General features: G+C 73.9%; 22 protein-coding genes and 1 riboswitch. Of the genes, 11 read left to right on the plus strand and 11 right to left on the minus strand.

The annotated features are described in order from the left end of the window. Positions 1-141: 141 nt before the first annotated feature. Complete coding sequence (gene groL, locus O7604_RS11695; protein WP_018787968.1) at positions 142-1764, plus strand: chaperonin GroEL; 1623 nt, start codon at positions 142-144, stop codon at positions 1762-1764. 69 nt (positions 1765-1833) lie between these two features. Here groL and O7604_RS11700 read toward each other — a convergent pair whose 3' ends face one another. The 3 genes from O7604_RS11700 to O7604_RS11710 all read right to left on the minus strand — a co-directional run bounded on the left by O7604_RS11700 (position 1834) and on the right by O7604_RS11710 (position 5525). Then, complete coding sequence (locus O7604_RS11700) at positions 1834-2076, minus strand: hypothetical protein (protein WP_281579636.1); 243 nt, start codon at positions 2074-2076, stop codon at positions 1834-1836. 70 nt (positions 2077-2146) lie between these two features. Further along, positions 2147-3073, minus strand: coding sequence for a GNAT family N-acetyltransferase (locus O7604_RS11705; RefSeq protein ID WP_281579637.1), 927 nt, complete (start codon positions 3071-3073; stop codon positions 2147-2149). Positions 3074-3116: 43 nt separating this feature from the next. Further along, entirely contained in the window at positions 3117-5525 is a 2409-nt protein-coding gene (locus O7604_RS11710; RefSeq protein WP_281579638.1) for a S8 family serine peptidase, read from the minus strand. 68 nt (positions 5526-5593) lie between these two features. On the opposite strand from O7604_RS11710, the gene O7604_RS11715 reads away from it, so the two are divergent. After that, a complete protein-coding gene (locus O7604_RS11715; protein ID WP_281579953.1) occupies positions 5594-7411 on the plus strand; it encodes a glycerol-3-phosphate dehydrogenase/oxidase in 1818 nt (605 codons plus the stop codon). 66 nt (positions 7412-7477) lie between these two features. Beyond that, positions 7478-7975, plus strand: a complete 498-nt coding sequence (locus O7604_RS11720; protein WP_281579639.1) for a hypothetical protein — start codon at positions 7478-7480, stop codon at positions 7973-7975. Here O7604_RS11720 and O7604_RS11725 read toward each other — a convergent pair. Beyond that, a complete protein-coding gene (locus tag O7604_RS11725) occupies positions 7972-9372 on the minus strand; it encodes an FAD-linked oxidase C-terminal domain-containing protein (protein WP_281579640.1) in 1401 nt (466 codons plus the stop codon). The two genes, O7604_RS11720 and O7604_RS11725, sit on opposite strands and share 4 nt — an antisense overlap. A gap of 33 nt (positions 9373-9405) precedes the next feature. On the opposite strand from O7604_RS11725, the gene O7604_RS11730 reads away from it, so the two are divergent. Further along, positions 9406-9738 (plus strand): DUF4031 domain-containing protein, encoded by a 333-nt coding sequence (locus tag O7604_RS11730; RefSeq protein WP_269703805.1) that lies wholly within the window; start codon positions 9406-9408, stop codon positions 9736-9738. Here O7604_RS11730 and O7604_RS11735 read toward each other — a convergent pair. Continuing rightward, a complete protein-coding gene (locus O7604_RS11735; protein WP_281579641.1) occupies positions 9664-10299 on the minus strand; it encodes a metal-dependent phosphohydrolase in 636 nt (211 codons plus the stop codon). The genes O7604_RS11730 and O7604_RS11735 overlap by 75 nt on opposite strands. A gap of 69 nt (positions 10300-10368) precedes the next feature. Between O7604_RS11735 and O7604_RS11740 the strand changes: the two genes are divergently transcribed. After that, positions 10369-11622 (plus strand): FUSC family protein, encoded by a 1254-nt coding sequence (locus O7604_RS11740; protein ID WP_281579954.1) that lies wholly within the window; start codon positions 10369-10371, stop codon positions 11620-11622. Between the two features lie 136 nt (positions 11623-11758). Here the strand turns inward: O7604_RS11740 and O7604_RS11745 are convergent, their stop codons facing one another. Continuing rightward, positions 11759-13021, minus strand: a complete 1263-nt coding sequence (locus tag O7604_RS11745) for an aminotransferase class V-fold PLP-dependent enzyme (RefSeq protein ID WP_281579642.1) — start codon at positions 13019-13021, stop codon at positions 11759-11761. 45 nt (positions 13022-13066) lie between these two features. Further along, positions 13067-13189, minus strand: a riboswitch (SAM riboswitch). 23 nt (positions 13190-13212) lie between these two features. Between O7604_RS11745 and O7604_RS11750 the strand changes: the two genes are divergently transcribed. Then, on the plus strand, positions 13213-14682 hold the full coding sequence (locus tag O7604_RS11750; protein WP_281579643.1) for a PrsW family intramembrane metalloprotease: 1470 nt from the start codon (positions 13213-13215) through the stop codon (positions 14680-14682). 18 nt (positions 14683-14700) lie between these two features. Here the strand turns inward: O7604_RS11750 and O7604_RS11755 are convergent, their stop codons facing one another. After that, positions 14701-14868, minus strand: a complete 168-nt coding sequence (locus tag O7604_RS11755) for a hypothetical protein (protein WP_013288841.1) — start codon at positions 14866-14868, stop codon at positions 14701-14703. Positions 14869-14963: 95 nt separating this feature from the next. Next, a complete protein-coding gene (locus tag O7604_RS11760; RefSeq protein WP_013288840.1) occupies positions 14964-15311 on the minus strand; it encodes a co-chaperone GroES in 348 nt (115 codons plus the stop codon). A 127-nt stretch (positions 15312-15438) separates the two neighbouring features. Here O7604_RS11760 and O7604_RS11765 point away from each other — a divergent pair, with 127 nt between their 5' ends. After that, positions 15439-16767, plus strand: a complete 1329-nt coding sequence (locus O7604_RS11765) for an AI-2E family transporter (RefSeq protein ID WP_269703814.1) — start codon at positions 15439-15441, stop codon at positions 16765-16767. Between the two features lie 52 nt (positions 16768-16819). Here the strand turns inward: O7604_RS11765 and O7604_RS11770 are convergent, their stop codons facing one another. Further along, the gene (locus O7604_RS11770) at positions 16820-18964 is read right to left on the minus strand and encodes an ATP-dependent DNA helicase (protein WP_281579644.1); all 2145 of its coding nucleotides are present in this window, start codon (positions 18962-18964) and stop codon (positions 16820-16822) included. 124 nt (positions 18965-19088) lie between these two features. On the opposite strand from O7604_RS11770, the gene O7604_RS11775 reads away from it, so the two are divergent. Next, positions 19089-19595 (plus strand): DUF402 domain-containing protein, encoded by a 507-nt coding sequence (locus O7604_RS11775; RefSeq protein WP_269703816.1) that lies wholly within the window; start codon positions 19089-19091, stop codon positions 19593-19595. Positions 19596-19601: 6 nt separating this feature from the next. On the opposite strand, the gene sigJ is transcribed toward O7604_RS11775, so the two are convergent. Continuing rightward, positions 19602-20555: an RNA polymerase sigma factor SigJ gene (gene sigJ, locus O7604_RS11780; RefSeq protein WP_269703817.1), complete on the minus strand. Its 954-nt coding sequence runs from the start codon at positions 20553-20555 to the stop codon at positions 19602-19604. Positions 20556-20744: 189 nt separating this feature from the next. Between sigJ and O7604_RS11785 the strand changes: the two genes are divergently transcribed. From O7604_RS11785 to O7604_RS11795, 3 genes are all read left to right on the plus strand, one after another. Beyond that, entirely contained in the window at positions 20745-21695 is a 951-nt protein-coding gene (locus O7604_RS11785; protein ID WP_281579645.1) for a PPK2 family polyphosphate kinase, read from the plus strand. Between the two features lie 149 nt (positions 21696-21844). Further along, positions 21845-22471 (plus strand): DUF47 family protein, encoded by a 627-nt coding sequence (locus O7604_RS11790; RefSeq protein ID WP_030504473.1) that lies wholly within the window; start codon positions 21845-21847, stop codon positions 22469-22471. Positions 22472-22475: 4 nt separating this feature from the next. Further along, positions 22476-23480, plus strand: coding sequence for an inorganic phosphate transporter (locus O7604_RS11795; RefSeq protein ID WP_269703819.1), 1005 nt, complete (start codon positions 22476-22478; stop codon positions 23478-23480). 60 nt (positions 23481-23540) lie between these two features. On the opposite strand, the gene O7604_RS11800 is transcribed toward O7604_RS11795, so the two are convergent. After that, positions 23541-24509 carry a Gfo/Idh/MocA family oxidoreductase gene (locus O7604_RS11800; RefSeq protein ID WP_269703820.1) on the minus strand — a complete coding sequence of 323 codons (969 nt, stop codon included), beginning with the start codon at positions 24507-24509 and terminating at the stop codon, positions 23541-23543. Between the last annotated feature and the right edge of the window lie 53 nt (positions 24510-24562).

Consider the following 24562-nt stretch of genomic DNA (forward strand, 5'->3'; position numbering starts at 1 on the left):
CGAGGCCGGTCGTCGCGGGCTGTCCGGCCCGACCGAGGAGACGTCGTCGTCGCCAGGTGGCGACGTCCCCAAGGTGCGTACACCAGACGGCCCATCCGGGCATCCCGGGTGGCCCGTGAGTGTCCAGGAGGACAACGCCGTATGGCCAAGATGATCGCATTCGACGAAGAGGCGCGCCGCGGCCTCGAGCGGGGCATGAACCAGCTCGCCGACGCCGTGAAGGTGACCCTCGGCCCCAAGGGCCGCAACGTCGTGCTCGAGAAGAAGTGGGGTGCCCCCACCATCACCAACGATGGTGTGAGCATCGCCAAGGAGATCGAGCTCGAGGACCCGTACGAGAAGATCGGCGCCGAGCTGGTCAAGGAGGTCGCGAAGAAGACCGACGACGTCGCCGGTGACGGCACGACGACGGCGACCGTCCTGGCCCAGGCCCTGGTTCGTGAGGGTCTGCGCAACGTGGCCGCCGGCGCCAACCCGATGGCCCTGAAGCGGGGCATCGAGGCGGCCGTGGCCAACGTCTCGGAGGAGCTGCTCAAGCTCGCCAAGGACGTGGAGACCAAGGAGCAGATCGCCTCCACCGCCTCCATCTCCGCCGCCGACCCCAGCGTCGGCGAGATCATCGCCGAGGCGATGGACAAGGTGGGCAAGGAAGGTGTCATCACCGTCGAGGAGAGCAACACCTTCGGCCTGGAGCTCGAGCTCACCGAGGGCATGCGCTTCGACAAGGGCTACATCTCCGCCTACTTCATGACCGACCCGGAGCGTATGGAGGCCGTCTTCGACGACCCGTACATCCTGATCGTCAACAGCAAGATCTCGTCGGTGAAGGACCTGCTCCCGATCCTGGAGAAGGTCATGCAGTCGGGCAAGCCGCTGCTGATCATCGCCGAGGACCTGGAGGGCGAGGCCCTGGCCACCCTGGTGGTCAACAAGGTCCGTGGCACCTTCAAGTCGGTCGCCGTCAAGGCGCCGGGCTTCGGTGACCGCCGCAAGGCCATGCTGACCGACATCGCCATCCTCACCGGTGGCCAGGTCATCAGCGAGGAGGTCGGCCTCAAGCTGGACGCGACCGGCCTCGAGATGCTGGGCCGCGCCCGCAAGGTCGTCGTGACCAAGGACGAGACCACCATCGTCGACGGTGCCGGTGACGCCGAGCAGATCCAGGGCCGGGTGAACCAGATCCGGGCCGAGATCGACAAGAGCGACTCCGACTACGACCGGGAGAAGCTGCAGGAGCGTCTGGCCAAGCTGGCCGGCGGTGTTGCGGTGATCAAGGTCGGCGCGGCCACCGAGGTCGAGCTGAAGGAGCGCAAGCACCGCATCGAGGACGCCGTCCGCAACGCGAAGGCCGCCGTCGAGGAGGGCATCGTCCCGGGTGGTGGCGTCGCGCTGGTGCAGGCCGGCAAGACCGCCTTCGACAAGCTGGACCTGGCCGGTGACGAGGCGACCGGCGCGCAGATCGTCAAGATCGCGCTGGACGCCCCGCTGCGGCAGATCGCCGTCAACGCCGGCATGGAGGGTGGCGTCGTCGTCGAGCGGGTCCGCAACCTCGACCCGGGTCACGGCCTCAACGCCGCGACCGGCGAGTACGTGGACCTGCTGGCCGCGGGCATCATCGACCCGGCCAAGGTGACGCGTTCCGCGCTGCAGAACGCCGCCTCGATCGCCGCGCTGTTCCTCACCACCGAGGCCGTCGTGGCGGACAAGCCGGAGAAGACCCCGGCCGCCCCGGCGGGCCCGGGTGGCGGGGAGATGGACTTCTGAGTCCAGCTCCATCCAGTACGCCGAAGGGGGCGGGCCGCGTCAGCGGTCCGCCCCCTTTCCGCGTACGCGTCAGGTGGGCAGCGGGCGCTGGTTGCGCCGCTTGTGCGCCCTGTCGTACGGCGGTGGCAGCCGCCTCGGCTCGTCCACCGGTTGCCGTGGCTCCTCCACCGGTGGCCCGTCGCCGCCGGTCAGCTCGGCGAGCTGTTCGGCGTCGCCGATGTCGAGCCGGTCGAACGGGAGCTGGCCGGGAAGCTCGTCGGCCGGGCGCCGGCCCGCCGTGGGATCCTCGGCCCGTTCGTCATTCGTGGTCATGCACCGCCTCCTCTGCTCCGACCGTAGAGCCCGGTCGATGGCGAAGGAGGCCGAATGGCGCTATTGACGTCTATGCCCTGTTAATGGCTTTCCGGTAGAGGAAGAACACCCGCTCGATCCGGGCCCCCGCCGCGTTCGAGTAGAACGGCACCGGCCCCACCCAGCCGATCTGCGCCGCGGTGATCCCGGCGGCCGCCTGGTCGCGCAGGCAGCGGCGCAACAGCACGCCGCCGATCCCGGAGCCCTCCGCCGCCGGTGCGGTGCCCATCGGCCCGAACCAGCTCGGCCGCGCCGACCCGTACGCGGCGAACCCGAGGATCTCGCCGTCCCGCTCGGCGACGTGCACTCCCGCGTCCGGCCGCCCCACCGAACCGGCCAGCTCACCGTCCCAGGTGCCGCCGAACGTGGACCTGGCGAACGCGGCCAGGGCCGGCAGGTCGTCGGAGCCGGCTCGGCGTACCGTCACGCCCCGCCCGGCCAGCCGCTGCTCGGCGGCCTCGGTGGAGCGCAGCGCCGCCGACCCCTCGGACAGGTCGGCGGTCATGTTCCAGGCGGTACGGTCCTGCCGGTAGCCGAGCCGCTGGGCGGCGCAGACCGCCGGGGTGTAGCGCACGTCGATGCCGGGCCAGGCGTAGTGCGGCGGGTTTCCGGCGAGCAGCACCTCGTCCGCCCCGAGCGCGCCGAGCCGGCTCTCCGCCTCGGTCAGCAGCGCCCCGCCCACGCCCTGGCGGCGCTCCGTCGGCGCGACCGCGACCAGGTCGACGTGGCCGAGGCGCGGATCGGCCGCCGACAGCGACCCGATCAGGACGCCGACCAGCGCGCCGTCGCGTACCGCGCCGAGGCGCAGCACCGGGCGGTCGGCCCCGGCCCGCTCGGCCACCGTGACCACCACGGCCGACGCCTCGGCCGCGTCCTCCGGCAGGTCGAGCGACAGCCGGCACAGCTCGACCACCTCGGGCAGCCGGTCCCGGCCCAGCTCGATGATCTCCACGTCCATGGACGCCGACAGTAGGGCATCGGCAGACCAATGGACAGGGTTGTTAACCGGTGGCCCCGGACCGGGCGGCGCGCACCGCCGCGTACGCGTTCACCAGCCCGGCGCCGGAGACGTCCTGCGGTCCGCCGCAGGTGTCGGCGGGCGACGCGACCGGCTGCGCGGTGTCGCGCAGGATGGCCCGGGTCCGTTCCAGGTCACCGATCAGCGCCGGGTTCGCCGACCACATCAGCGCCACCACGCCCGCCACCTGCGGGGTGGCCATCGAGGTGCCGTCCAGGGTGGCGTACCCGCCGCCGGGCATCGCGGAGAGCACCGCGGCACCCGGGGCGACCAGGTCGGGCTTGGCCTGACCGTCCGGCGCCGGGCCGCGGCTGGAGAACTGCGTGACGCGGCGCTGCCGGTCCACCGCCCCGACGGTCAGCACGTCCGGGTACGGCGCGGGCGGGTCCGCGATCGAGCCGCACGACGGGCCGGTGTTCCCGGCCGCGGCCACCACCAGGATGCCGGCCGCGGTCAGCGCGGCGGTCGCCGGTCGCAGTGCCCCCGGATCGCACCCCTCCACCGGCGGGCAGCCCCACGAGTTGGTGAGCACGTCCGGGGCGCGCGCGGGACGGCCGTCGGTCAGCGGGTTACCGCCCGGCGGGAACGGGGCCAGCATGAACTGGAGGCAGTCGAGGTAGCGGGCCGGGCTGCCCATGTTGCGGTCGAGGTTGACGCAGCCGACCCAACTCGCACCCGGCGCCACGCCGATCCCGTCCCGGCCCACCGCGCTGCCCAGCGTGTGGGTGCCGTGGCCACCCCGGTCGGCCGGGGTGCGGCGGCCCTCCCACGGGTCGTACCAGGAGTCCTCGCCGCCCCGGAAGCCGTCCGCGAGCGCCGGGTGCCGGCCGTCCACCCCGGAGTCGGAGCTGCCCACCACCACGCCGGACCCGGTGACCCCCAGCTCCGACCAGACCCGGTCCGCGCCGATCAGGGAGACGTTCCAGGCCGGGCCGCCCGGCGCCGGCTGGTCGCCCCGCGCCTCCGGTGCGAGTGCGGGCAGCGGGCGCACCCGTTGGCTCACCAGAACCCGGGCCACCTCGGGACGGCTGGACAGCCAGGCCCGTACCGCCGGGCCGCCGTCCGTCTCGATGGCGTTGACCAGGTAGTACGGCGTCGGGTTCAGCCGCATCCGGGTCAGCGTGCCGCGCAGGTCGCCCTGCGTGCGGTCGGCGGTGGCCACCAGCCGCCGGTAGACCTCCGTCGCCCGGGCGTCGCGCCCGGCCCGGCCCGGCGTCCCGGCCGGCAGGCCGGTCAGGTCGGCCTGTTCGCGCAGCACCACGAGGAGCCGCTCGCCGTACAGCCCGGGCTGGCCGGGGACGACGTACACCACGGCGACGGCGGCGAGCAGCGCGGCGGCGGCCAGCGCGGCCGGACCGCGCCGGGGCGCGCGGGCGCGGGACCGGGCGAGCAGCATGCCGTACCCGACGGCGAGGACGACCGCGACGGCGAACGCCACGCCGGTGCCCACCGCCACCCAGAACGGCGCGTCGCGGGTGGCTGCGAGCAGGAGGCTGATCTCCTCCGGGTCGGTGAAGGCGAGCGGCCCCAGCAGGGCGAGCCCGACCAGCAGGCGCACCGGTGCGGGCCCGGCCGGCCGGCCCCCGTGCCGCGCCGCCGCCTCCAGGGCGGCCAGCACGAAACCGAGCGGCGGCAGCAGGACCAGCGCCGGCAACTGCACGCCCGACTGCCCGGCGCCGGCTGCGAGCGGCGTCAGCGCGACGCCCGCGACCAGGCCGCCGACGAGCACCAGCCGGGCCGGTCCGGGCCCGAAGGCGGCCCAGAAACCGGTGCCGAGCAGCGCCCCGGCGAGCGCGCCCAGCGCGGCGGCGGCAAGGCCGGCGAGCAGCGTCTCCAGCGCTCCGCCCAGCGCCCCCACCCACGCCCAGGGCAGCAGCACCGCCAGGCCGGCCGCGATCGCCAGCAGCGACACCGTCCCGAACCGGCCGCCCGGGACCGCGTCCACGACGACCGGCGGCCGGACGCGGCCGAGACGGACGGCGACGAGCGCCAGCACCGCGCCGGTCAGCGCGAGCGCGGCCAGGTACGCCTCGTGGTGCACCGGCGGCACCGTTCGCAGCAGCGTGGTAGCGCCGAGCGCGACCACGGCGGCGGTCCAGGCCCGGCCGGTGACCCGCAGCGCGGGGGACCGGGGCGCGAGCGCGAGCGCCAGCGCCGGGGCACCGGCCAGCAGGACGGTGGCCACCGCGACCACCGGCCAGGCCGCCACCGGGCGGTCCGCGCCGATGACCAGCGCCACCTGGTCGACCAGCCAGCCGGTGACCTGGCCGGGCACGGTGAGAAGCACGATCCACACCCCGGTCGCCACCGCCGCGACGACCGGCCACGGCCCGGTCCCGCGCGGTGGCGACGGCGGTACGGGGGCGGGCGGCGGACCGGTCAGCATGGTCATCACGGTACGGGCGGGCCGTGTCGCCGCGCGTCCAGGACGGTTACCGTGGACTGGTGCGTGACCCGAGTGTGTCCCGATCCACCGCAGGCCAGCTCTCCGCCGAGCGCCGCGCCGACGACCTGCGCCGCCTCCGGGCCGAGCGGTTCGACGTGCTGGTCATCGGCGGTGGCGTGACCGGAGCGGGCGCGGCGCTCGACGCCGCCTCCCGTGGGCTCAAGGTCGCCCTGGTCGAGGCGCGTGACTACGCCGCCGGCACGTCCAGCCGGTCCAGCAAGCTGATCCACGGCGGCCTGCGCTACCTGGAGCAGTTGGAGTTCCACCTGGTCCACGAGGCGCTGACCGAGCGGGGCCTGCTCGCCACCCGGCTCGCGCCGCATCTCGTCCGGCCGGTGCCGATCCTGGTGCCGCTGCCCGCCGAGGGCGGCGCGCGTGACCTGCCCCGGCGGATCTTCCGCCGCTCCTACTACGGCCTCGGCGTGGCCGCGTACGACGCGTTCGCCGGGATCTTCGGCGGCGGGCGTGGCATGCCGCTGCACCGGCACCTCACCCGCGAGGGCACCCGCCGGATCTTCCCCAGCCTTCGGCCGGACAAGCTGGCCGGCGCGATCCGCTACTACGACGGCCAGGTCGACGACGCCCGCCTGGTGGTGACGCTGGCGCGTACCGCGGCGAGCCTCGGCGCGACGGTGGTGACCAGCGCCCGCGCGGTCGGCCTGACCCGGCAGGCCCGGGAGGTCACCGGCGTGCGGGTCCGCGACCTGGAGGCGCCCGCCGGCTCGCCGGACGCCGAGTTCGAGGTACGCGCCCGCACCGTGATCGCCGCCACCGGGGTGTGGAGCGACGACATGTCGCGGATGCTCAACGACGTCGGGCTGCGCCCGAAGCTGCGGGTCCGGGCCTCCAAGGGGGTGCACCTGGTGGTGCCCCGCTCGGCGATCGTGGGCGAGACCGGCCTGATCCTGCGTACCGCGACGAGCGTGCTGTTCGTGATCCCCTGGGGCGGGCACTGGATCATCGGCACCACCGATACGGACTGGCAACTCGACAGGTCCCACCCGGCCGCCACCGCGAGCGACATCGACTACCTGCTGTCGCAGGTCAACACGGTGCTGGACCGGCCGCTGACCACCGCCGACATCGAGGGCGTCTACGCCGGGCTGCGTCCGCTGCTCGCCGGCGAGGCGGACTCCACCTCCAAGCTCTCCCGCGAGCACGCGGTGGTGGAGCCGATGCTCGGCCTGCTGCTGGTGGCGGGCGGGAAATACACCACCTACCGGGTGATGGCCTCCGACGTGGTCGACCGCGCGATGCACCGGCTCGGCCGGACCCGCCCCTCGCGTACCGCCGACCTGCCGCTGCTCGGCGCCGACGGGTACGCGGCCATGTGGCGGGACCGGGCCGACCTGGCCCGCCGGCACGGGGTGGCGGTCGGGGTGGTCGAGCACCTGCTGGAGCGCTACGGCACCCTCACCCTGGACCTGCTCGCCCTGGTCGACGCCGATCCACTGCTCGGCTCGCCGCTCGCCGGCGCACCGGAGTACCTGGCCGCCGAGGTGACGTACGCGGCCCGCGCCGAGGGCGCGCTGCACCTGGAGGACGTGCTCACCCGGCGTACCCGGATCTCGATCGAGACCAGCCACCGCGGCCTGGAGTCGGCGGAGCACGCCGCCGAGCTGATGGGCGCGGTGCTCGGCTGGGACGAGGCGACCCGGGACCGGGAGGTCGCCCACTACCGGGCGCGGGTGCTGGCCGAGCGGGAGTCGCAGCTCATGCCGGACGACATCGCGGCCGACGCGGCCCGCCTCGGCGCGCCCGATGTGCGTGGATTCGCAGCAGACCGTGGGACCGACGGCCCGGGCGTTGAACTTCCGGCCTCCCCCAGGTAGTGGATCCCCGACCCGGGCCACTCGGCCGGTAGTGCGCGCTACCTACGGAAGTGTAGGTTTCCCCGCGTGGTTCGCCCGTCCTGGTTGCGCGTCCCCGCTCTGTCCGTCGTCGTCCTGCTGGCGCTGACCGGCTGTTCCTTCGGCCGGGCCGAGGGTGCCACCACGCCCGGAGCGGCTGGCGCGGCCGGCCCGACACCTGCGGGTAAGCGCGTCTCCCTGGTGCAGCGGCTCGGCGACGGCCCGGTCCGCAACCTCGACGTCGACCCGTCCGGCCGCTGGCAGTGCCGCGACTGCGCCGGTGACGGCGTGGACGCCACCGGCACGCTGACCCCGGAGCAGACGAAGCGGCTCCAGCGGATGCTCGCGGACCCGGCGATCGCGAAGGAGACCGACCAGGCCCGCAGCTACAAACAGGGCTGCATCGGTGTGCTGACGTCGACGCTGCTCGTGCCTCCGGACCTCACAGTCACGATCCAGGACTGCCCGGGCGAGCCCAAGCCGAAGGTGGCCTACGACGTGCTGCTGCTCGTCACCCAGGCCACACCGGCGGTGGACAAGAGCTAGAACACCTTGCCGGGGTTGAGCAGCCCGGCCGGGTCCAGCGCCGCCTTGATCGCCTGGTGCACGCGTACGCCCACCGGGCCGATCTCGCGGGCCAGCCAGTCCCGCTTGAGCAGCCCGACGCCGTGCTCCCCGGTGCAGGTGCCGCCCAGGTCCAGCCCCAGCCGCATGATCTCGTCGAAGGCCCGCCGCCCCCGGGCCAGGCTCGCCGGATCGGCCCGGTCGACCACGATGTTCGGGTGCATGTTGCCGTCGCCCGCGTGGCCGACCACTCCGATCGGCACCTGGCACGCCTCGGCGATCCGGGCCACCCCGTCGAGCAGCTCCGCCAGCCGGCCGCGCGGCACGGCCACGTCGTCGATGACCAGGCCGCCGTTGCCACCCGGGAACGTCTCGGCCGCGAACCGCTCCATCGCCGGGTGGGCCAGCCGCCGCGCCTGGAGCAGGGCCGCGGCCTCGGTCGCGTCGGTCGCCGCGTAGACCTCGTCGGCGCCCGCCGCGGTGCACACCTCGGCCAGCCGGGCCAGGTCGTCGGCGGCCCGGGCGCCGGTGTCCACCGCCGCGAGCAGCAGCGCCTCGGCGTCGGTACGCAGACCCATCGGCCGGTACGCCTCGATCGCGCGCAGATGGGTCCGATCCAGCAGTTCCAGCAGGCTCGGGGTGAGCCCGCGCTCGGCGATCCCGGCCACCGCGCCGCCGGCCGTCGCCACGGTGGGGAAGACCGCTACCAGCGTCAGGGACTCCTCCGGGGCCGGGCGCAACGCCACGGTCACCTCGGTGATCACGCCGAGCGTGCCCTCCGAGCCCACGAACAGGCGGGTCAGGTCGTACCCGGCGACGCCCTTGGCGGTGCGCCGCCCGGTGCGCAGCACCTCGCCGGAGGCGAGCACCACCTCCAGGCCCAGTACGTACTCGCTGGTCACGCCGTACTTCACGCAGCACATGCCACCGGCGTTCGTGGCCACGTTGCCGCCGATCGTGGACGACTCCCAGGAGCCGGGGTCCGGCGGATACCAGAGGCCGTGCTCCCGTACCGCGCGGGCGAGCGCCGCGTTCACCACGCCCGGCTGCACCACAGCGATCCGGCCGACCGGGTCGATCTCCCGGACCGCGTCCATCGCCACGGTGCTCACCACCACCGCACCGGCGACCGCGTTCGCCGCGCCGGCCAGCCCGGTCCGTGCGCCCTGCGGCACCACCGGTACGCCGTGCCGCCCGGCCGCCCGGACCACCGCCACCACCTCGTCGGTGTCGCGGGGACGCACCACCGCCAGCGGGGTGCCGGAGTCGCACAGGTCGGCCTCGTCGCGCTCGTGCCCGGCCAGCAGGTCCGGGTCGGTCAGCACGGCGGCGTCACCGAGCGCGGCCCGCAGGTCGTCGAGGAGGGGATGGGCGGCCATGCCGGGAAGGCTACCGGCGTAGCGTCTGTTGCCGTGCTCTACCTGGACCCACCCGCCGTGCCCTGGCGCGGCCGGCTCTGGTCGCACCTGATCAGCGACGTCTCGTACGCCGAGCTGCACGCGTTCGCCGAGATGCTCGGCGCGCCCCGGCGCGGCTTCGACCGGGACCACTACGACGTGCCCGCCGAGCGGTTCCGGACGGCGGTCTGGCTCGGCGCTACGGTCGTGCCCTCGCGGGAGATCGTCCGGCTGCTGCGGGACGCCGGTCTGCGCCGCCCGAAGCACCGCGTCTCAGCCGAGACCGGCCAGCTCCCGGGACAGGTTGGCCCGGGCCGGAGCCTCCCAGCGGGCGTGCGGCTCGGGTAGGCGGTAGAGCGCCGGCAGGGCGAGCAGGTGCCGCAGCACCGCGGCCCGCCCGGCACGGAAGTCCGGTTCGGGCACGTGCGCGTACTCGGCGCGGATCGCGTCGGCGTACCTGTCGTAGCGCTCCGCCGGGGCGGCCAGCACCGACAGGTCCGCGTCGCAGAGCAACGCGCCGTCCGGGTCGTCCGGCCCGACCACGTGACCGGCGGTGAGCAGCACCAGGCGGCGTACCCCGGTCACCGTCGCGGCCGGGAGCCCGGCGGCGGCCAGCAGCTCGCCGGCCAGGTCGGCGCTGGCCCGCTCGTTGGCGTCGCCCGCGGCGCGCGGGTCGTAGACCGCGTCGTGGCACCACGCCGCCAGCCGGACCAGGCCGGGGTCGCGGGCCAGACCGGCGTACGCGTCGACCACGTCGAGCACCGCCCGCAGGTGCGCCTCGTCGTGGTAGCGCCGGTGCGGCTCCCGCCAGCCCGCCAGCAACCGGGCGCCGGCCCGGTCGACTCCCGCCGGATCGGTCGCGCCCGCCGCCCGCGCCGTCTCCCGCCACCGTGCCGTCAGATCGTCCACCGGGTGCAGTCTGCCCCACTCCGGCCCGGGCGCAGGGATTCAGCCGGGGTGGTACGGGTAGTACCGGCCATGGGCCGGGACGGACGTCTGCAGTTCTTGCGTCGTGGAAAGCTGCGTGACGGGGAGGCCGACCGTGACGGGCAGCGGATCGCCTCCGCGATGGAGGAGCTGCGGCACCGGGGCAAGGCGACCCTGCACGACCGGCTGCACCGGGTCCGGACCGCGTTCGGCCTGGCGGTGCAGGCCGGGCTCGCCGCCGGCCTGGCGTACCTGGTCTCGCACCGGCTGCTGAAGAACCCGCAGCCGGTCTTCGCCCCGATCTCCGCTGTCGGCACGCTGGCCGCCTCGGTGGGGCAGCGGTTCCGCCGCACCGTCGAGCTGATCGCGGGCGTGGCCGTCGGCGTGCTCGTCGGTGACGCGCTCATCTACTTCGTCGGCACCGGCGCGTGGCAGCTCGCGCTCGTGGTGACCTCGGCGATCCTGCTGAGCATCTTCGCCGGGGCGAGCGTGGCCATCGTCATCCAGGCGGCGGCCACGGCGGTGCTGATCGTGACGCTCAGCCCGTCCACCGAGAACCTGGAGTTCCCCCGCTTCATCGACGCGCTCCTCGGCGGCGGCATCGCGCTGCTGGTCACCGCCGTCCTGCTGCCGCTCAACCCGCTACGGGTGATCAACCGGGCCGCCCGGCCCGCACTCGACCTGCTCGCCGACCAGCTCGACGCGGGCGCCGAGGCGCTGCGCAACCGGGACCGGGGCGCGGCCCAGCGGGCCCTGTTCCGGCTGCGCGAGAACAAGGAGGAACTGGCCGCGCTCTCCGAGGCGATCGAAGGTGCCAAGGAGACGAGCACGCTCTCCCCGGCCCGCTGGCACCGGCGCGGCGAGCTGACCCACTACGCCGAGGCCGCCGAACCGATCGACCGGGCCATGCGCAACAGCGGCACGCTGATCCGCCGCGCCGTCACCATGATCGAGGACGACGAGCCGGTCCCCGAGCCGATGCCGGACGCGGTCGGTCACCTGGCCGAGTCGGTACGCCTGCTCCGGCAGGAGTTCGCCGCCGGGCAGGAGCCGGAACAGGCCCGGGAACGGTCGCTGCGCGCGGTGAGTGAGGCCGGCCGGGCGTACGCCGAGGGGGTGGGCTTCTCCGGGAGCGTGGTGATCGCCCAGGTACGGACCACGGCGAGCGACCTGTTGGTGGCCTCCGGGATCGAGCAGGACGAGGCGAACCGGCTGGTGCGGCAGGCGTTCGGCGAGAACCGTCAGGGCGAACCCGCCGCCCAGAACCCCGCCGCCCACCCACCCACCGCCCCACCCGTCGGCTGACCCACGCTGTCGCCCCCTTCCGGGCCTCTGTGTGGTGATCATGAGGTTGGCTGGCGGGAGAGCGTTCTCCGAGACGGTCAACTTCATGATCGACGGGGCGGGCGGTGCGGGCGCGGCGAGATTAGGGGGCGGAGGGCTAGGGGAGGGTGGTCAGGGCCGCCAGGAGGGTGTCCACCTCGGCCTCTGTGGTGCCCAGGCCCAGGCTGGCTCGCAGGGCGGTCGGCGGCAGGTCGGTGCGGCCGGTACGGGCGGCGGCCTCGGCCAGCAGGCGCCGGGTCAGCGGGTGGGCGCAGAACAGCCCGTCCCATACGCCGATCCGGTGCCGGCTCGCCAGGTGGGCGGCCACCTCGGCGGAGTCCCGTCCGGCGACCACGAAGCTGACGATGCCCACCCGGGGTGCTTCGGGGGAGAACATGCGCAGCTCCACCACGTCCGGCAGCGCGGCCAGCCCGGTACGCAGCCGGGCCAGCAGCGCCTGCTCCCGGGCGTGCAGCGCGTCCCGGTCGGCCGCGCCGAGGGCCTCGCAGACCGCGGCGAGCGCCACCGCGCCGAGCAGGTTGGGGGTGCCGGCCTCGTGCCGTGCCGGGCCGGTCGTCCAGCGCACGTCGTGCGTCGCGGCGCCGACGTGGCTGGTGGCGCCGCCGCCGGCCAGGTACGGCGTACCGGCGTCCAGCCAGTCCGCGCGCCCGGCCAGCACGCCCGCGCCGAACGGGGCGTACAGCTTGTGCCCGGACACTGCCACGTAGTCCACGTCCAGCGCGGTCAGGTCGACCAGTGCGTGCGGGGCGAGCTGCGCGGCGTCGACCAGGATGCGGGCGCCGTACCGGTGGGCCACCCGGGCCAGGTCGGCGACCGGCAGGCACTCGCCCGTGACGTTGCCGGCGCCGGTGACCGCGACCAGCACGGGCAGGCCGGGGCGGGCGTCGCGGGCGAGTTCGCCGAGCGCCGCCGCGAGGGACCGGACCGCGCCGGCCGGGCTGTCCGGCACCGGCAGCCGTACCGAGCCGCGCGGCCAGGGCAGCAGGTTGGCGTGGTGCTCGCCGCCGAACGTGATCACCGTGGTGCCGGCCGGCAACGCCCGGGCCAGCAGGTTCAGCGCGTCGGTGGTGTTCCGGGTGAAGATCACATGGTCGTCGGGGCGGGCGCCGAGGAAGTCGCCGACCGTCTGCCGGGCCCACTCGTAGGCCAGCGTGCACCGCCGCGACAGCGCGCCCGCGCCGCGATGCACGCTCGCGTACCAGGGAAGAAGCCCAGCCACCGCGTCGGCCGCGGCTCGCGCGCACGGCGCGCTTGCGGCGTGGTCCAGGTTGATCTCCCCCGGTACGCCGAGCACGCCGAGCGGGTCGGGGCGCACCGGCGCGGGCAGCACGGACAGCGGGGGTACGAGGGTGAGGGTCATGCCGGAGCCTCCCGGGTCACAGGGGACCCCGGGGTGCCGGGACGGGGTCCGCGCTTGCCCGGAGCGCGGAGCGGCACCGGGCCCGGTCATCACCCGGGGCACCCCACCGCGAACCTCGACGAGGGTTGCCGGCCAGCAAGCCGGGGCTTGACGCTGGCGCTCGTGACCTGTTCGGGAGCATAACGGCCTCGATGCGACCGGACCAGTGGGTCGTGGGTGACTACGCTGACCGCATGGCCGACACCCCGCCCGGCGCAGCGCCGCCGCCACCGCACGCGCCGTTCGCCCCGCACGCGGGGGCGCCGACGCCCGGGATGCCGCGGCGCCGGATCGGCTGGCGGCGGGTGCTGGTGCTGGCCGGGGTGGTGCTGCTGATCGCGGCCGGGGCGCTGTTCATGGTCTTCACGCTGGGCGAGAGCCTGGGCGCGGAGGCGCTGCTGGTGGGCCTGGTCGCGGCGATCCTGCCGGTGCCGGTGCTGGTCGCCTGCTTCCTGTGGCTCGACCGCTACGAGCCCGAGCCGCTGAAATACCTGATCTTCTGTTTCGCCTGGGGTGCCTTCGTCTCCACCGCGATCTCGCTGCTGGTGAACACGACGGGCGCGCGGCTGTTCGACGACTGGGGGCTGCCGGCGGCGCTCACCGCGGTGCTCGTCGCCCCGTTCATCGAGGAGCTGACAAAGGCGGCCGGCCCGCTCCTGGTGCTGATCTTCCGGCGCCGGGAGTTCTCCGGGATCACCGACGGCCTGGTCTACTGCGGGCTCTCCGCGGTCGGCTTCGCCATGGTCGAGAACATCCTCTACCTGGGCGGGTACGGCTACCGCACCGGCGTGGAGCAGTACGGTCCGGCGACCGGCGCGCAGCAGGTGATCGCGATCTTCATCGTCCGGATCCTGCTGTTCGGCTTCGCCCACCCGCTGTTCACCTCGATGACCGGCGTCGGGCTTGGTGTCGCAGCGCGTACCGCCGACCGCCGGGTGCGGGTGCTCGCGCCGCTCGCCGGGCTGCTGCTGGCGATGATCCTGCACGGCACCTGGAACCTGCTGCCCTCGCTGGCCCAGGCCACCGGACAGACGGTGATCGTGCTGTACGGCTACATCGGCGTGATGGTGCCGATCTTCTTCGCCATGGTGGGGCTGGCGATCTGGCTGCGCGCCTGGGAGGGCCGGCTCACCGAGCGCACACTGCCCGACTACGTCCGCGCGGGCTGGCTCACCCCGCCCGAGGTGGCGGCGCTGGGCAGCCTGGGCCGCCGGCACGCAGCGCGTACCTGGGCCCGGCGGGTCGCCGGTGACGGGGGAGTACGCGCGATGCGCGGCTACCAGTTCGCCGCGACCCGGCTGGCGCTGCTGCGCGACGGCATGCGGCGAGGGCTCGACCGCAAGCCCGCCGAGCGGGAGCGGACGGCACGGGAGGAACGGGAGCTGCTGGACGCGATCACCGCGTATCGGTCGTTCTTCGTCGGTCGTGACCCGCAGGCGCCGGTCGGGGTGTGGGACGGTCAGCGCTACCACCTGCGGTTCCCGGACGGTTCGCAGCGGCCGGTCGAGGCGCCGGACGACCCGGTGGTGCCGATCCCGGTGGTGCTGGCCCCGCCGCCCGCCTTCCCGCCGAGCGGCTACGGCCCGGGCGGCTGGCCCGGTCCGGGCGCGCCCTGGCGCTGAGAGCAGGTCCGGGGCCGGTCAGCTCATCAGACCGGTCAGGAAGTCGCCGAGACCCTGGGCGATGGCCATCAGCGCGCCGCCGATGCCCTTGAACACCTGCGCCGCCCCGTCCGGCCGGAACGCCATGAAGTAGATCAGGAACGCGAGGAATCCCCAGGCGAGGATCTTCTTGATCACTACCGGCATGGTGTCCCTCCCCAGGGCGCGCTGAGGTGCCTGGGCTTCCCGCCGGGCAGCGCCGCAAACGGCGCCGCCGGAGAGCTACCGGTGCCGCCGCGCGGCTACAGGTAGAGACCGGTGGAACCGGCGGCGGTGCTCTCCACCCGCTCGGCCGCCACGGCGTGCACGTCCCGCTCGCGCAGCAGCACGTATGCCCGGCCGTGCAACTCGACCTCGGAGCGGTCGTCCGGGTCGAACAGCACCCGGTCACCGGCCACTATCGCGCGGACGTTCGGCCCGACGCCGACCGCTGTGGCCCAGGCCAGGCGCTTGCCCACGGCTGCCGTCGCGGGGATCACGATGCCGGCGGTCGAACGGCGTTCCCCCTCCGCGCCCTCGGTACGCACCAGCACGCGGTCGTGCAGCAGGCGGATCGGCAGCCCGGCGTCGAGACTCTGGTCGGCGGTCACGCGAAGACGCTACCGCGTGGCCGACTGTCGATCCCGGCGTGGTTGGCGCGAGTGCCGGGCGGGCAATGTGTGGCCGAGTCGCCCTAGGGTGGGGCGTACGGACGTATCCTGTGCCCCCTGCGACCTGATGGGGCCGACTTTGCCGGAGGTGCGCTTGAGCCGCATGGAGCGGATGCGCGGACGGCTCCGCCGTGCGTACGAGTCGGGCCGGGAGGCGACGCGAACCCGGCGGGCCGCGGCGGAGGCGGCGGAGGCGGCGGACGGGGGCGTGGCCACGCCGGCAACCCCGGGGCCGCCCGCCGCGCCGGAAGCGACGGTGGTGGGCGCCCAGCCGCCGGCGGCGATGCACTCCTCGACGGTGAGCCGGGACGACACGGAGGTGCCGCACGCGCTGCGCATCGCCGCCGCGTGGTGCTGGCGCCTGATCGTGATCGGCATCGTCACCTGGGCCCTGCTCAAGATAATCGGCACGATCAGCATCGTGATCATCCCGCTGACCGTCGCGCTGCTGCTCTCCGCGCTGCTCGCACCGGCGGTCGGCTGGCTGCTCCGGGCCCGGCTGCCCCGCTCGCTGGCCACAGCGGTGGTGCTGGTCGGTGGCCTGGCCGCCGTCGTCGGCACGCTGACGCTCGTGGTGAACGAGTTCATCAAGGGCGTACCGGAGCTGAGCCAGAAGTCCTCCGAGGGCGTCCGGCAGATCCAGGACTGGTTCAAGACCGGGCCGCTGCACCTGTCCGACAGCCAGCTCGACCGCTACATCAACGAGGCGCAGAACTGGATCAACGGCAACACCGAGCGGTTCACCAGCGGTGCGCTCAGCACCGCCGCCACGCTCGCCGAGGTGCTCACCGGCACCGTCCTGGTCCTGTTCGCCACGTTCTTCTTCCTGCGCGACGGCAACAACATCTGGCGGTTCCTGGTCCGGCTGCTCCCGGTGGCCGCCCGCTGGAAGGTCGACGACGCCGGTCGCGCGTCCTGGGCGACGCTCGGTGCCTACGTGCGGGCCACAGTCCTCGTGGCCTTCATCGACGCGGTCGGCATCGGCATCTTCCTGGTGCTGTTCGACATCCCGTTCGCGTTCCCGCTGGCCGCACTGGTCTTCCTGGGCGCGTTCATCCCGATCGTCGGTGCGTTCCTGTCCGGCGTGGTGGCCGTGCTGGTGGCGCTGGTCGACAGCGGCCCGGTGACCGCCCTGATCATCCTGGGCGCGGTGATCGGCGTACAGCAGGTCGAGGGCCACGTGCTCCAGCCGCTGATCATGGGCCGCGCGGTGGCCATCCACCCGCTCGCCGTGATCATCGGCATCGCCGCCGGAGTGGTGCTCGCCGGCATCGCCGGCGCGCTGGTCGCGGTGCCGCTGATCGCCGTCCTGAACACCGCGGTGCGGCGGCTCGCCGCGCGTACTGTGCCGGACACCCCGCCGGACGCGGTGGTGGTCGCCTCCCAGGCGCCCTGACCCGCCGGCACCCCTTGACGCCCGCGTCACCCCATCCGGGGAGGCGCGGGCGTCAGCTCTTGGCGAGCCGTTCCAGCGCGCCCCGGGCCACCTCGGGACGGGTGGTGTACCAGAACGGCGGCAGCGAGCGGCGCAGGAACGGGCCGTACCCGCGAGCCGTCTCCAGCCGCGAGTCGAGCACCGCCACCACGCCCCGGTCGCCGGTGGCCCGGATCAGCCGGCCGACGCCCTGGGCCAGCCGCACCGCCGCGATCGGCACGCTCACCGCCGCGAAACCCGAGCCGCCACCGGCGTCCACCGCCGCCGCCCGCGCTGCCGCGAGCGGCTCGTCCGGGCGGGGGAACGGCAACCTGTCGATCACCACGAGCTGGCAGGCGTCGCCCGGCACGTCCACCCCCTGCCAGAGCGACATTACCCCGAACAGGCAGCTCTCCCGCACCTCGCGGAACCGGCGTACCAGCAGCGGCAGTGCCTCCTCGCCCTGGAGCAGCACCGGCAGGTCGGTCCGCGCGCGGACCAGCTCCGCCGCTTGCTGCGCGGCCCGTCGCGACGAGAAGAGCCCGAGGGTACGACCACCGAGCGCCTCGACCAGCGCCAGCAACTCCTCACCTGCCGGGCCGGGCAGCCCGGAGACGCTGGGGCGGGGTAGGTGCGCGGCGACGTACAGGATGCCCTGCCGGGCGTAGTCGAACGGCGAGCCGACGTCGAGCGAACTCCAGCCCGGCCCCTCGGTGGCCGGTACGGTGCCGATCGACGCCCGGCTGCCCTCGGTGGCGGCCACCGGCGGCGTGACCGGGGACCGGCCCGCGGCGGCGGCTGTCGCCAGCGCGGCGGCGGCCGGGGACGGCGGTGCGGGCGGCGGCGCGTCCAGCCCCAGCGCCCGGGCCACCGTGTCGAAACGCCCGCCCAGCGCCAGCGTCGCCGAGGTGGCGACCACTGTGCGCTCGTCGTACAGGTGGGTGGCGAGCGTGCCCGCCACCGACAGCGGCGCGACGACGAGCGCCCGGCGGCTGCCGTTGTCCGGCTTCTCGACCCAGGCGACGTCGTGGTCGGCCTCCTCCAGCAGCCGCTGGGCGGTGGTGGACAGCTCGTCCAGCACGGCCTTGGCCTGCTGCTTGCGGACCGGGTCGGGGTCGTCGGACTTCACGTCGCCGATCGCCTCCAGCGCGGCCCGGGTCGCCGAGTCCAGCAGCGTGCACGCCTCGCGCAGCGCCGGCGGCAGACCGGCGGTGAGCCGCCCGGCCGGTGCCTCGGCCAGCCCCACCGCCAGCGCGTCACCGGCCTCGGTGAGCCGTTCGGCCACGTCCGGGCGCAGCAGCGGCCGGGCCCGCCGGGTGGACCTGTCGATCAACTCCGGCACCAGCTCGGCCTGGGCGGCCGACGAGACCCGGTCGGCCAGCTCGTGCGCCTCGTCGACCACGAGCAGCTTGTGCGGCGGCACGATGTGGCGCCCGGCGAGCATGTCGACGGCGAGCAGGCTGTGGTTGGTGACCACGATGTCGGCCTCGCGGGCGCGCGCCCGGGACGCCTCCGCGAAGCACTCCTGCCCGAACGGGCAGCGGCTCGCGCCGACGCACTCCCGGGCCGGCATGGAGACGCTGCGCCACACCTGGTCGTCCACGCCCGGGTCCAGCTCGTCCCGGTCGCCGGTGGCGGTCTCCTCGGCCCAGTCCCGCAGCCGCTGCACCTGCTTGCCCAGGCGGCCCGCCTCACCGAGCCACTTGGTGCCGCCGTTGCCGGGGCGTGGGGCGTCGAACAGCGCGTCGTCCGGTTCGTCCTCGACCGAGCTGTCCAGCCGGGCCAGGCACAGGTAGTGGTGGCGCCCCTTCAGCACGGCGAACGTGGGGCGGCGGCCCAGCACCGGCTCGACCGCGTCCGCCAGCCGGGGCAGGTCGTGCTCGACGAGCTGGGACTGCAACGCCAGCGTGGCGGTGGAGACCACCACCGGCCCGTCCACGGTCAGCGCCGGAGCGAGGTAGGCCAGGGACTTGCCGGTGCCGGTGCCGGCCTGCACGAGAAGGTGCTCGCCGGAGACGATGCTCTGCTCGATCGCCTCGGCCATCTGCTGCTGACCCGGCCGGGTCGCGCCGCCGGGAACCGCGCCGACCGCGGCGGCCAGAAGCTCCCCGGCACCGGCGCGGCCACCTCGGCGCTTCTTCGGGACGGCCGGGCCGGTGGCGGTGCGGGACGGGGTCACCGTGCGACCGTACCCGCCGCCCCCGACGGGGGTCCGGCCACTCCGGCGGCGTGGCGGGACGGCGGGTCGCGTCCGGTTACCTCCCGATCGCGTGGCGTGGCCGGAATCGGTTAGGGTGCCAGGCATGCCGAGCGATGTGGTCCGCGTGATCTACCGCAAGTACGACGGCAGCGCCCACCGCGACTACCCGGCCCGCCGGCTCGCCGAGGACGACCTCGGCGTCTGGCTCGGCGTGCCCGCCGGCACCGAGTCCGTCTACCACGGCCGCCCGTCCGTCGAGCAGATCCCGTTCGTCCTGCTGGTGCCCCACCACGGCTGGTGGACCGGCATGTTCAACCCGCCGCCGCGCACCAGCGAGGTCTACTGCGACATCGCCACCCCGGCCCGCTGGGAGGGCGGGGAGACCGTCCACCTGATCGACCTCGACCTGGACGTGGTGCGCCGCCGCGAGACCGGCCTGGTCGAGCTGCGCGACGAGGACGAGTTCGCCGTGCACCGGGCCCGCTGGGGCTACCCGGACGACGTGGTCACCGAGGCCGAGGCCGCGTCCCGCTGGCTGCTCGGCGCGCTCGGCGACGGCACCGAGCCGTTCGCCACGTCGTACCGGAAGTGGCTGGCGCTGGTGGTCTGAGCCGGCTCACCAGCGCGGCGGCCAAACGGCGTCCGGCCCCAGCGGCGGCAGCTCGCTGACCTTGGCCGGGTTGAGCTGGTTGAACACGCCGGTGACCCGCCCCTCGTGGACGGCGAACGAGGTGACCATCCGGATGGGCCGCCCGTCCCGGTGGAAGAACTCCGACTGCCAGCCGAGCGTCCCGTCCACCAGCACCGGCCGCCCGCGCAGGCCACCCCGCTGCCGGGCCTGGCCGTACAGGCCGAGGAGCAGGCGGGCGACCGAGTCGACACCGACCACCGGCCGGCGCCCGGCCGGGAAGTGACCGCCGGCGTCGCCGATCGACACCACGTCCGGGGCGAGCACGCGGACCAGCTGCTCCAGCTCACCCGACTCCACCGCGGCGGCGAAAGCGGCGAGCACGCGCCGCTGCTCGGCGAGGTCGGCGCTGTGCCGGGGCACGTCCGGCCCGTGCACCGCCCGCCGGGCGCGCGACGCCAGCTGACGGGCCGCCTCCGGCGTCACCGCGAGCACGTCCGCCACGTCGGCGAATGGCACCGCGAACACGTCGTGCAGCACGAACGCCACCCGCTGCTCCGGCGTCAGCCGTTCCAGTACCACCAGCAGCGCGGTGCCGAGCTGATCGGCCCGCACGGCCCGCTCGGCCGGGTCGGGCGCGAACCCGTCCGCCGCCGGCACCGCTGTGACCACCGGCTCGGGGAGCCACACTCCCGGGTACGCCTCCCGGCGCACCCGGGCGGAGCGGAGCACGTCCAGGCAGATCCGGGAGCAGGTGGTGACGAGCCAGCCGCGCAGGTCGCGTACGTGGGCGCGCTCCTCCGGGTCGCTCAGCGCGCCGGAGAAGCGCAGCCAGGTCTCCTGCACCGCGTCCTCGGCCTCGCTGCGGCTCCCCAGCATCCGCTGGGCGACCGCCAGCAGGCGCCCTCGTTCCGCCTCGAACTCCCCCGCAAGCTCCTCCACACCCCCATTCTCCCGCCCCACCCCCCACCCCACCGCCCCCGCGCCCTTACCTGGGCTCGCTGATCTTGCACTTGCTGCCCCGACAAAGGGTGCTTTCCGGGCGTGCAGGCGGCCGCAACTGCAAGATCAACGGGCCGGGGCAGGGGCGCGGGGCGAGCGGGGAAGGGCGCTGGGGGTGAGGATCGGGGGATGAGTGAGGTGGTGGGGCCCGAGGGCGGGCGGATGCGGGAACTGCTTCGGGTGGGGCCGGGAGCGGTGGACCTGACGGCGATCGACCCACGATCGACGCCGGGGCTGCCGGTGGCGGCCGGGCGCGGGCCGGCGCGCAAGGAGTGGGCGCGGGCCCAGGTCGAGCTGGTCGGCGCGGAACTGGGCCGGCAACAGGAGATGCTGTACGCCTCGGCGCAGGGCGCCGCCGGACCGGGCAGCGCCACCAGTGCGCCGGCCCAGGCGGACGCCCGGCTGGACGGCGACCGGCCGCGCCGGGTGCTGCTGGTGCTCCAGGCGATGGACTGCGGCGGCAAGGACGGCACCGTCAAGCGGGTGGCGGGCGCGATGAACCCGCTCGGGCTGCACCTCCGCTCGTTCGGGCCGCCGACCGAGGAGGAGTTGCGGCACGACTTCCTGTGGCGGGTACGCCGGGCGCTGCCGCCGCCCGGGTACGTGGGCGTGTTCAACCGCTCGCACTACGAGGACGTGCTCATCGCCCGGGTCGAAGGGCTGGTCGACGAGGCGACCTGGCGGTCCCGGTACGCGATCATCAACGACTTCGAGCGGGAACTGACCGAGCAGGCGGTCACAGTGGTGAAGGTCATGCTGCACATCTCGTACGCCGAGCAGGGCGAGCGGCTGATGGAGCGGCTCACCGACCCGGCGAAGTTCTGGAAGTTCAACCCGAGTGATCTGGACACTCGGGCACGTTGGGACGATTATCAGGCCGCGTACGCCGAGGCCCTGGAGCGTTGTGGCACGGACGCCGCGCCGTGGTTCGTGGTGCCGGCGGACCGCAAGTGGTACCGGGACTGGGCGGTCGCCCACCTGATGCGGGAGACGTTCGACGGCTTGGATCTGGGGTATCCGCCTGCCGATTTCGACGTCGAACGGGAGCGTGACCGGTTACGGAACCAACTCAGCCGGTGATCAGGTGAACAGAAGGTGAACGAGCGGTGAATCGGGCCTGACCAGGGGTGGGCCGATCGAAAGTGGGTTCGGCGCGGTCCCTAGCATGCGCAGAGCAGACGCCCGGGCGGCGACGGCCACCCTTCCACCGACACGACGAGGTCCGTGCTGTGAAGTTTTCCTTCCGTCCCACCGAGGGCGCCTTCTACGAGCTCTTCACCAGGGCTGCGCAGAACCTGGTGAAGGGGACCGACCTGCTCAACGAGCTGGGTCTGCCCGGTGCCGACGTGCAGTCGATCAGCGAGCGGCTGACTGACATCGAGCACGACAGCGACCAGATCACGCACGAGCTGTACAAGAAGATCAACTCCACGTTCATCACGCCGTTCGACCGCGAGGACATCTACCGGCTGGGCTCGCTGCTCGACGACGTGATGGACCACCTGGAGGCGGTCGGCAACCTCCTCTACCTGTACGGCCTGACCAAGCTCCCGTCGCTTCCGCGCGAGCTGCACGAGCTGGTGAACGTGCTCGACCTGCAGGCCAAGCTCACCGCCGAGGCGATGCCCCGGCTGAAGTCGATGAAGGATCTCGAGGACTACTGGATCGAGTGCAACCGGCTCGAGAACGACGGCGACCAGGCGTACCGGATGCTGCTGGTACGCCTCTTCTCCGGTGAGTACGACGCGCTCACGGTGCTGAAGATGAAGGAGGTGGCCGACGAGCTGGAGGCCGCCTGCGACGCCTTCGAGCACGTCGCGAACACCGTCGAGACCATCGCGGTCAAGGAGTCCTGATCCAGTGAGTCCCGAACTCATCGCCGTGCTGGCGGTGATCGCGGTCGCCATGGCGTTCGACTACACGAACGGCTTCCATGACGCGGCCAACGCGATCGCCACCAGCATCTCGACCCGGGCGCTGACCCCCCGGATCGCGCTCGCGCTGGCCGCCGTCGGCAACTTCGTCGGCGCGCACTTCGGTGCCGGCGTGGCCAAGACGGTCGGCGACGGCCTGGTCACGTTGCCGACCGGGGTGGAGAGCCTCGGCGTGGTCTTCGCCGGCGTTCTCGGCGCGATCATCTGGAACCTGATCACCTGGTACTTCGGCCTGCCCTCGTCCTCCTCGCACGCCCTCTTCGGCGGACTGGTCGGCGCCACCCTGTTCGCCGCCGACGGCATCGTCCAGTGGGCCACCATCATCGAGAAGGTCCTCATCCCGATGGTGCTGTCGCCGGTGGTCGGCCTGGTGCTCGGCTTCCTGGTGATGCTGGCGATCATGTGGCTGTTCCGCAAGGGGCAGCCCGGCAAGCTCAGCCGCGGCTTCCGCTGGGCGCAGACCGCGTCCGCCGCCGCCATGTCGGTCGGCCACGGCATGCAGGACGCCGCCAAGACCATGGGCATCATCGTGCTGGCGCTCTACACCGGTGGCTTCCAGGAGAGCAAGACCCACATCCCGGGCTGGGTCTTCTGGACCTCGGCCGCGATGCTGGCGGCCGGCACGTACGCGGGTGGCTGGCGGATCATCCGGACGCTCGGCCGGAAGATCATCGACCTGGGCCCGGCGGAGGGCTTCGCGGCCGAGACCGTCGCCAGCGCGGTGCTCTACTTCAACGCGCTGGTGCTGAAGGCGCCGATCTCGACCACGCACACGATCACCTCGGCGATCATGGGTGTGGGCGCGACGAAACGGCTGTCCGCGGTGCGCTGGAACGTGGCGGGCAACATCGTGATCGCCTGGATCATCACGTTCCCGGCCGCCGCCGCGATCGCCTGCCTCGCGTACCTGCTGGTCCGGCCGCTGTTCTGAGCTCCGGTCCGCGCTCCGCGCGACGACGTCGAAGGGTTCCCCGCCGTGGCGGGGGACCCTTCACGCGTAGGAGACGCCGATCCGGGCCTTGATGTCGTCGATGAGGCCCATCACCTCGAGCGTGGCGGCGTGCGGCACCAGCGGGCTCTCGGTCAGCCCGGCGGCCAGGCAGCGCTGCACCTCGATCGCCTCGTACTGGTAGCCGCCGCCGGTCAGGTCCGCCGGGATCGTCTCCGGTTCGGCGCCGGCCCGGTGCAGCACTGCGTGCGCCGGCCGGAAGAACAGCTCGGGCAGGTCGATCCGGCCGGTGGTGCCGGTGATCGACGCGGTGATCGCTGTCGCGCCGACCATGCCGCAGCTGAGCGTCGCCACCGCGCCGGAGTCCCAGCCGAGCACCATGCCGGTGTTCTCGTCCACCGCCTCCGGGGTCAGCTTGGCCCACGCCTGCACGTGCTGCGGCACGCCGAGCACCAGGTGGGCCAGGCTCAGCGGGTAGACGCCGAGGTCGAGCAGCGCGCCGCCGCCGAGCGTGCGGGCCCGCATCCGGTGCTCCGGCGGGAACGGCCCGGCCACGCCGAAGTCGGCCCGTACGTGCGTCACCTCACCGATCGCGCCGTCGCGGATCAGCTCCAGCACGCGCAGGATCAGCGGGTTGGTCCGCATCCACATGGCCTCCATGAGGAACAGACCCCGGGCGCGGGCCGTCTCCACCAGGTCGGTGGTGGTCGGCAGGTCCAGCGTGCAGGGCTTCTCCACCAGCACGGCCTTGCCGCCGGCCAGGCACGCCAGCGCCGCCTCGTGGTGCGCGGCGTGCGGGGTGGCCACGTAGATCGCGTCCACGTCCGGGTCCGCGGCCAGTTCCGCCCATGAGGCGTACGCACGCGGCACGTCGTGCCGGCGCGCGAACAGTTCGGCGCTCTCCCGGGTACGCGAGCCGACCGCCACCAGTTCGGCGTCCGGCACCAGCCGCAGATCCTCGGCGAAGCGAGCGGCGATGTTTCCGGTGGCCAGGATTCCCCAACGCGTCATGCCCGGCACGCTATCCCGTACCGCTCGGAGGCCGGGAGGGTGATCCACCGGTC

This window comes from Micromonospora sp. WMMA1947 (assembly GCF_027497355.1).
In the GTDB taxonomy this organism is placed as follows: Bacteria; Actinomycetota; Actinomycetes; order Mycobacteriales; family Micromonosporaceae; genus Micromonospora.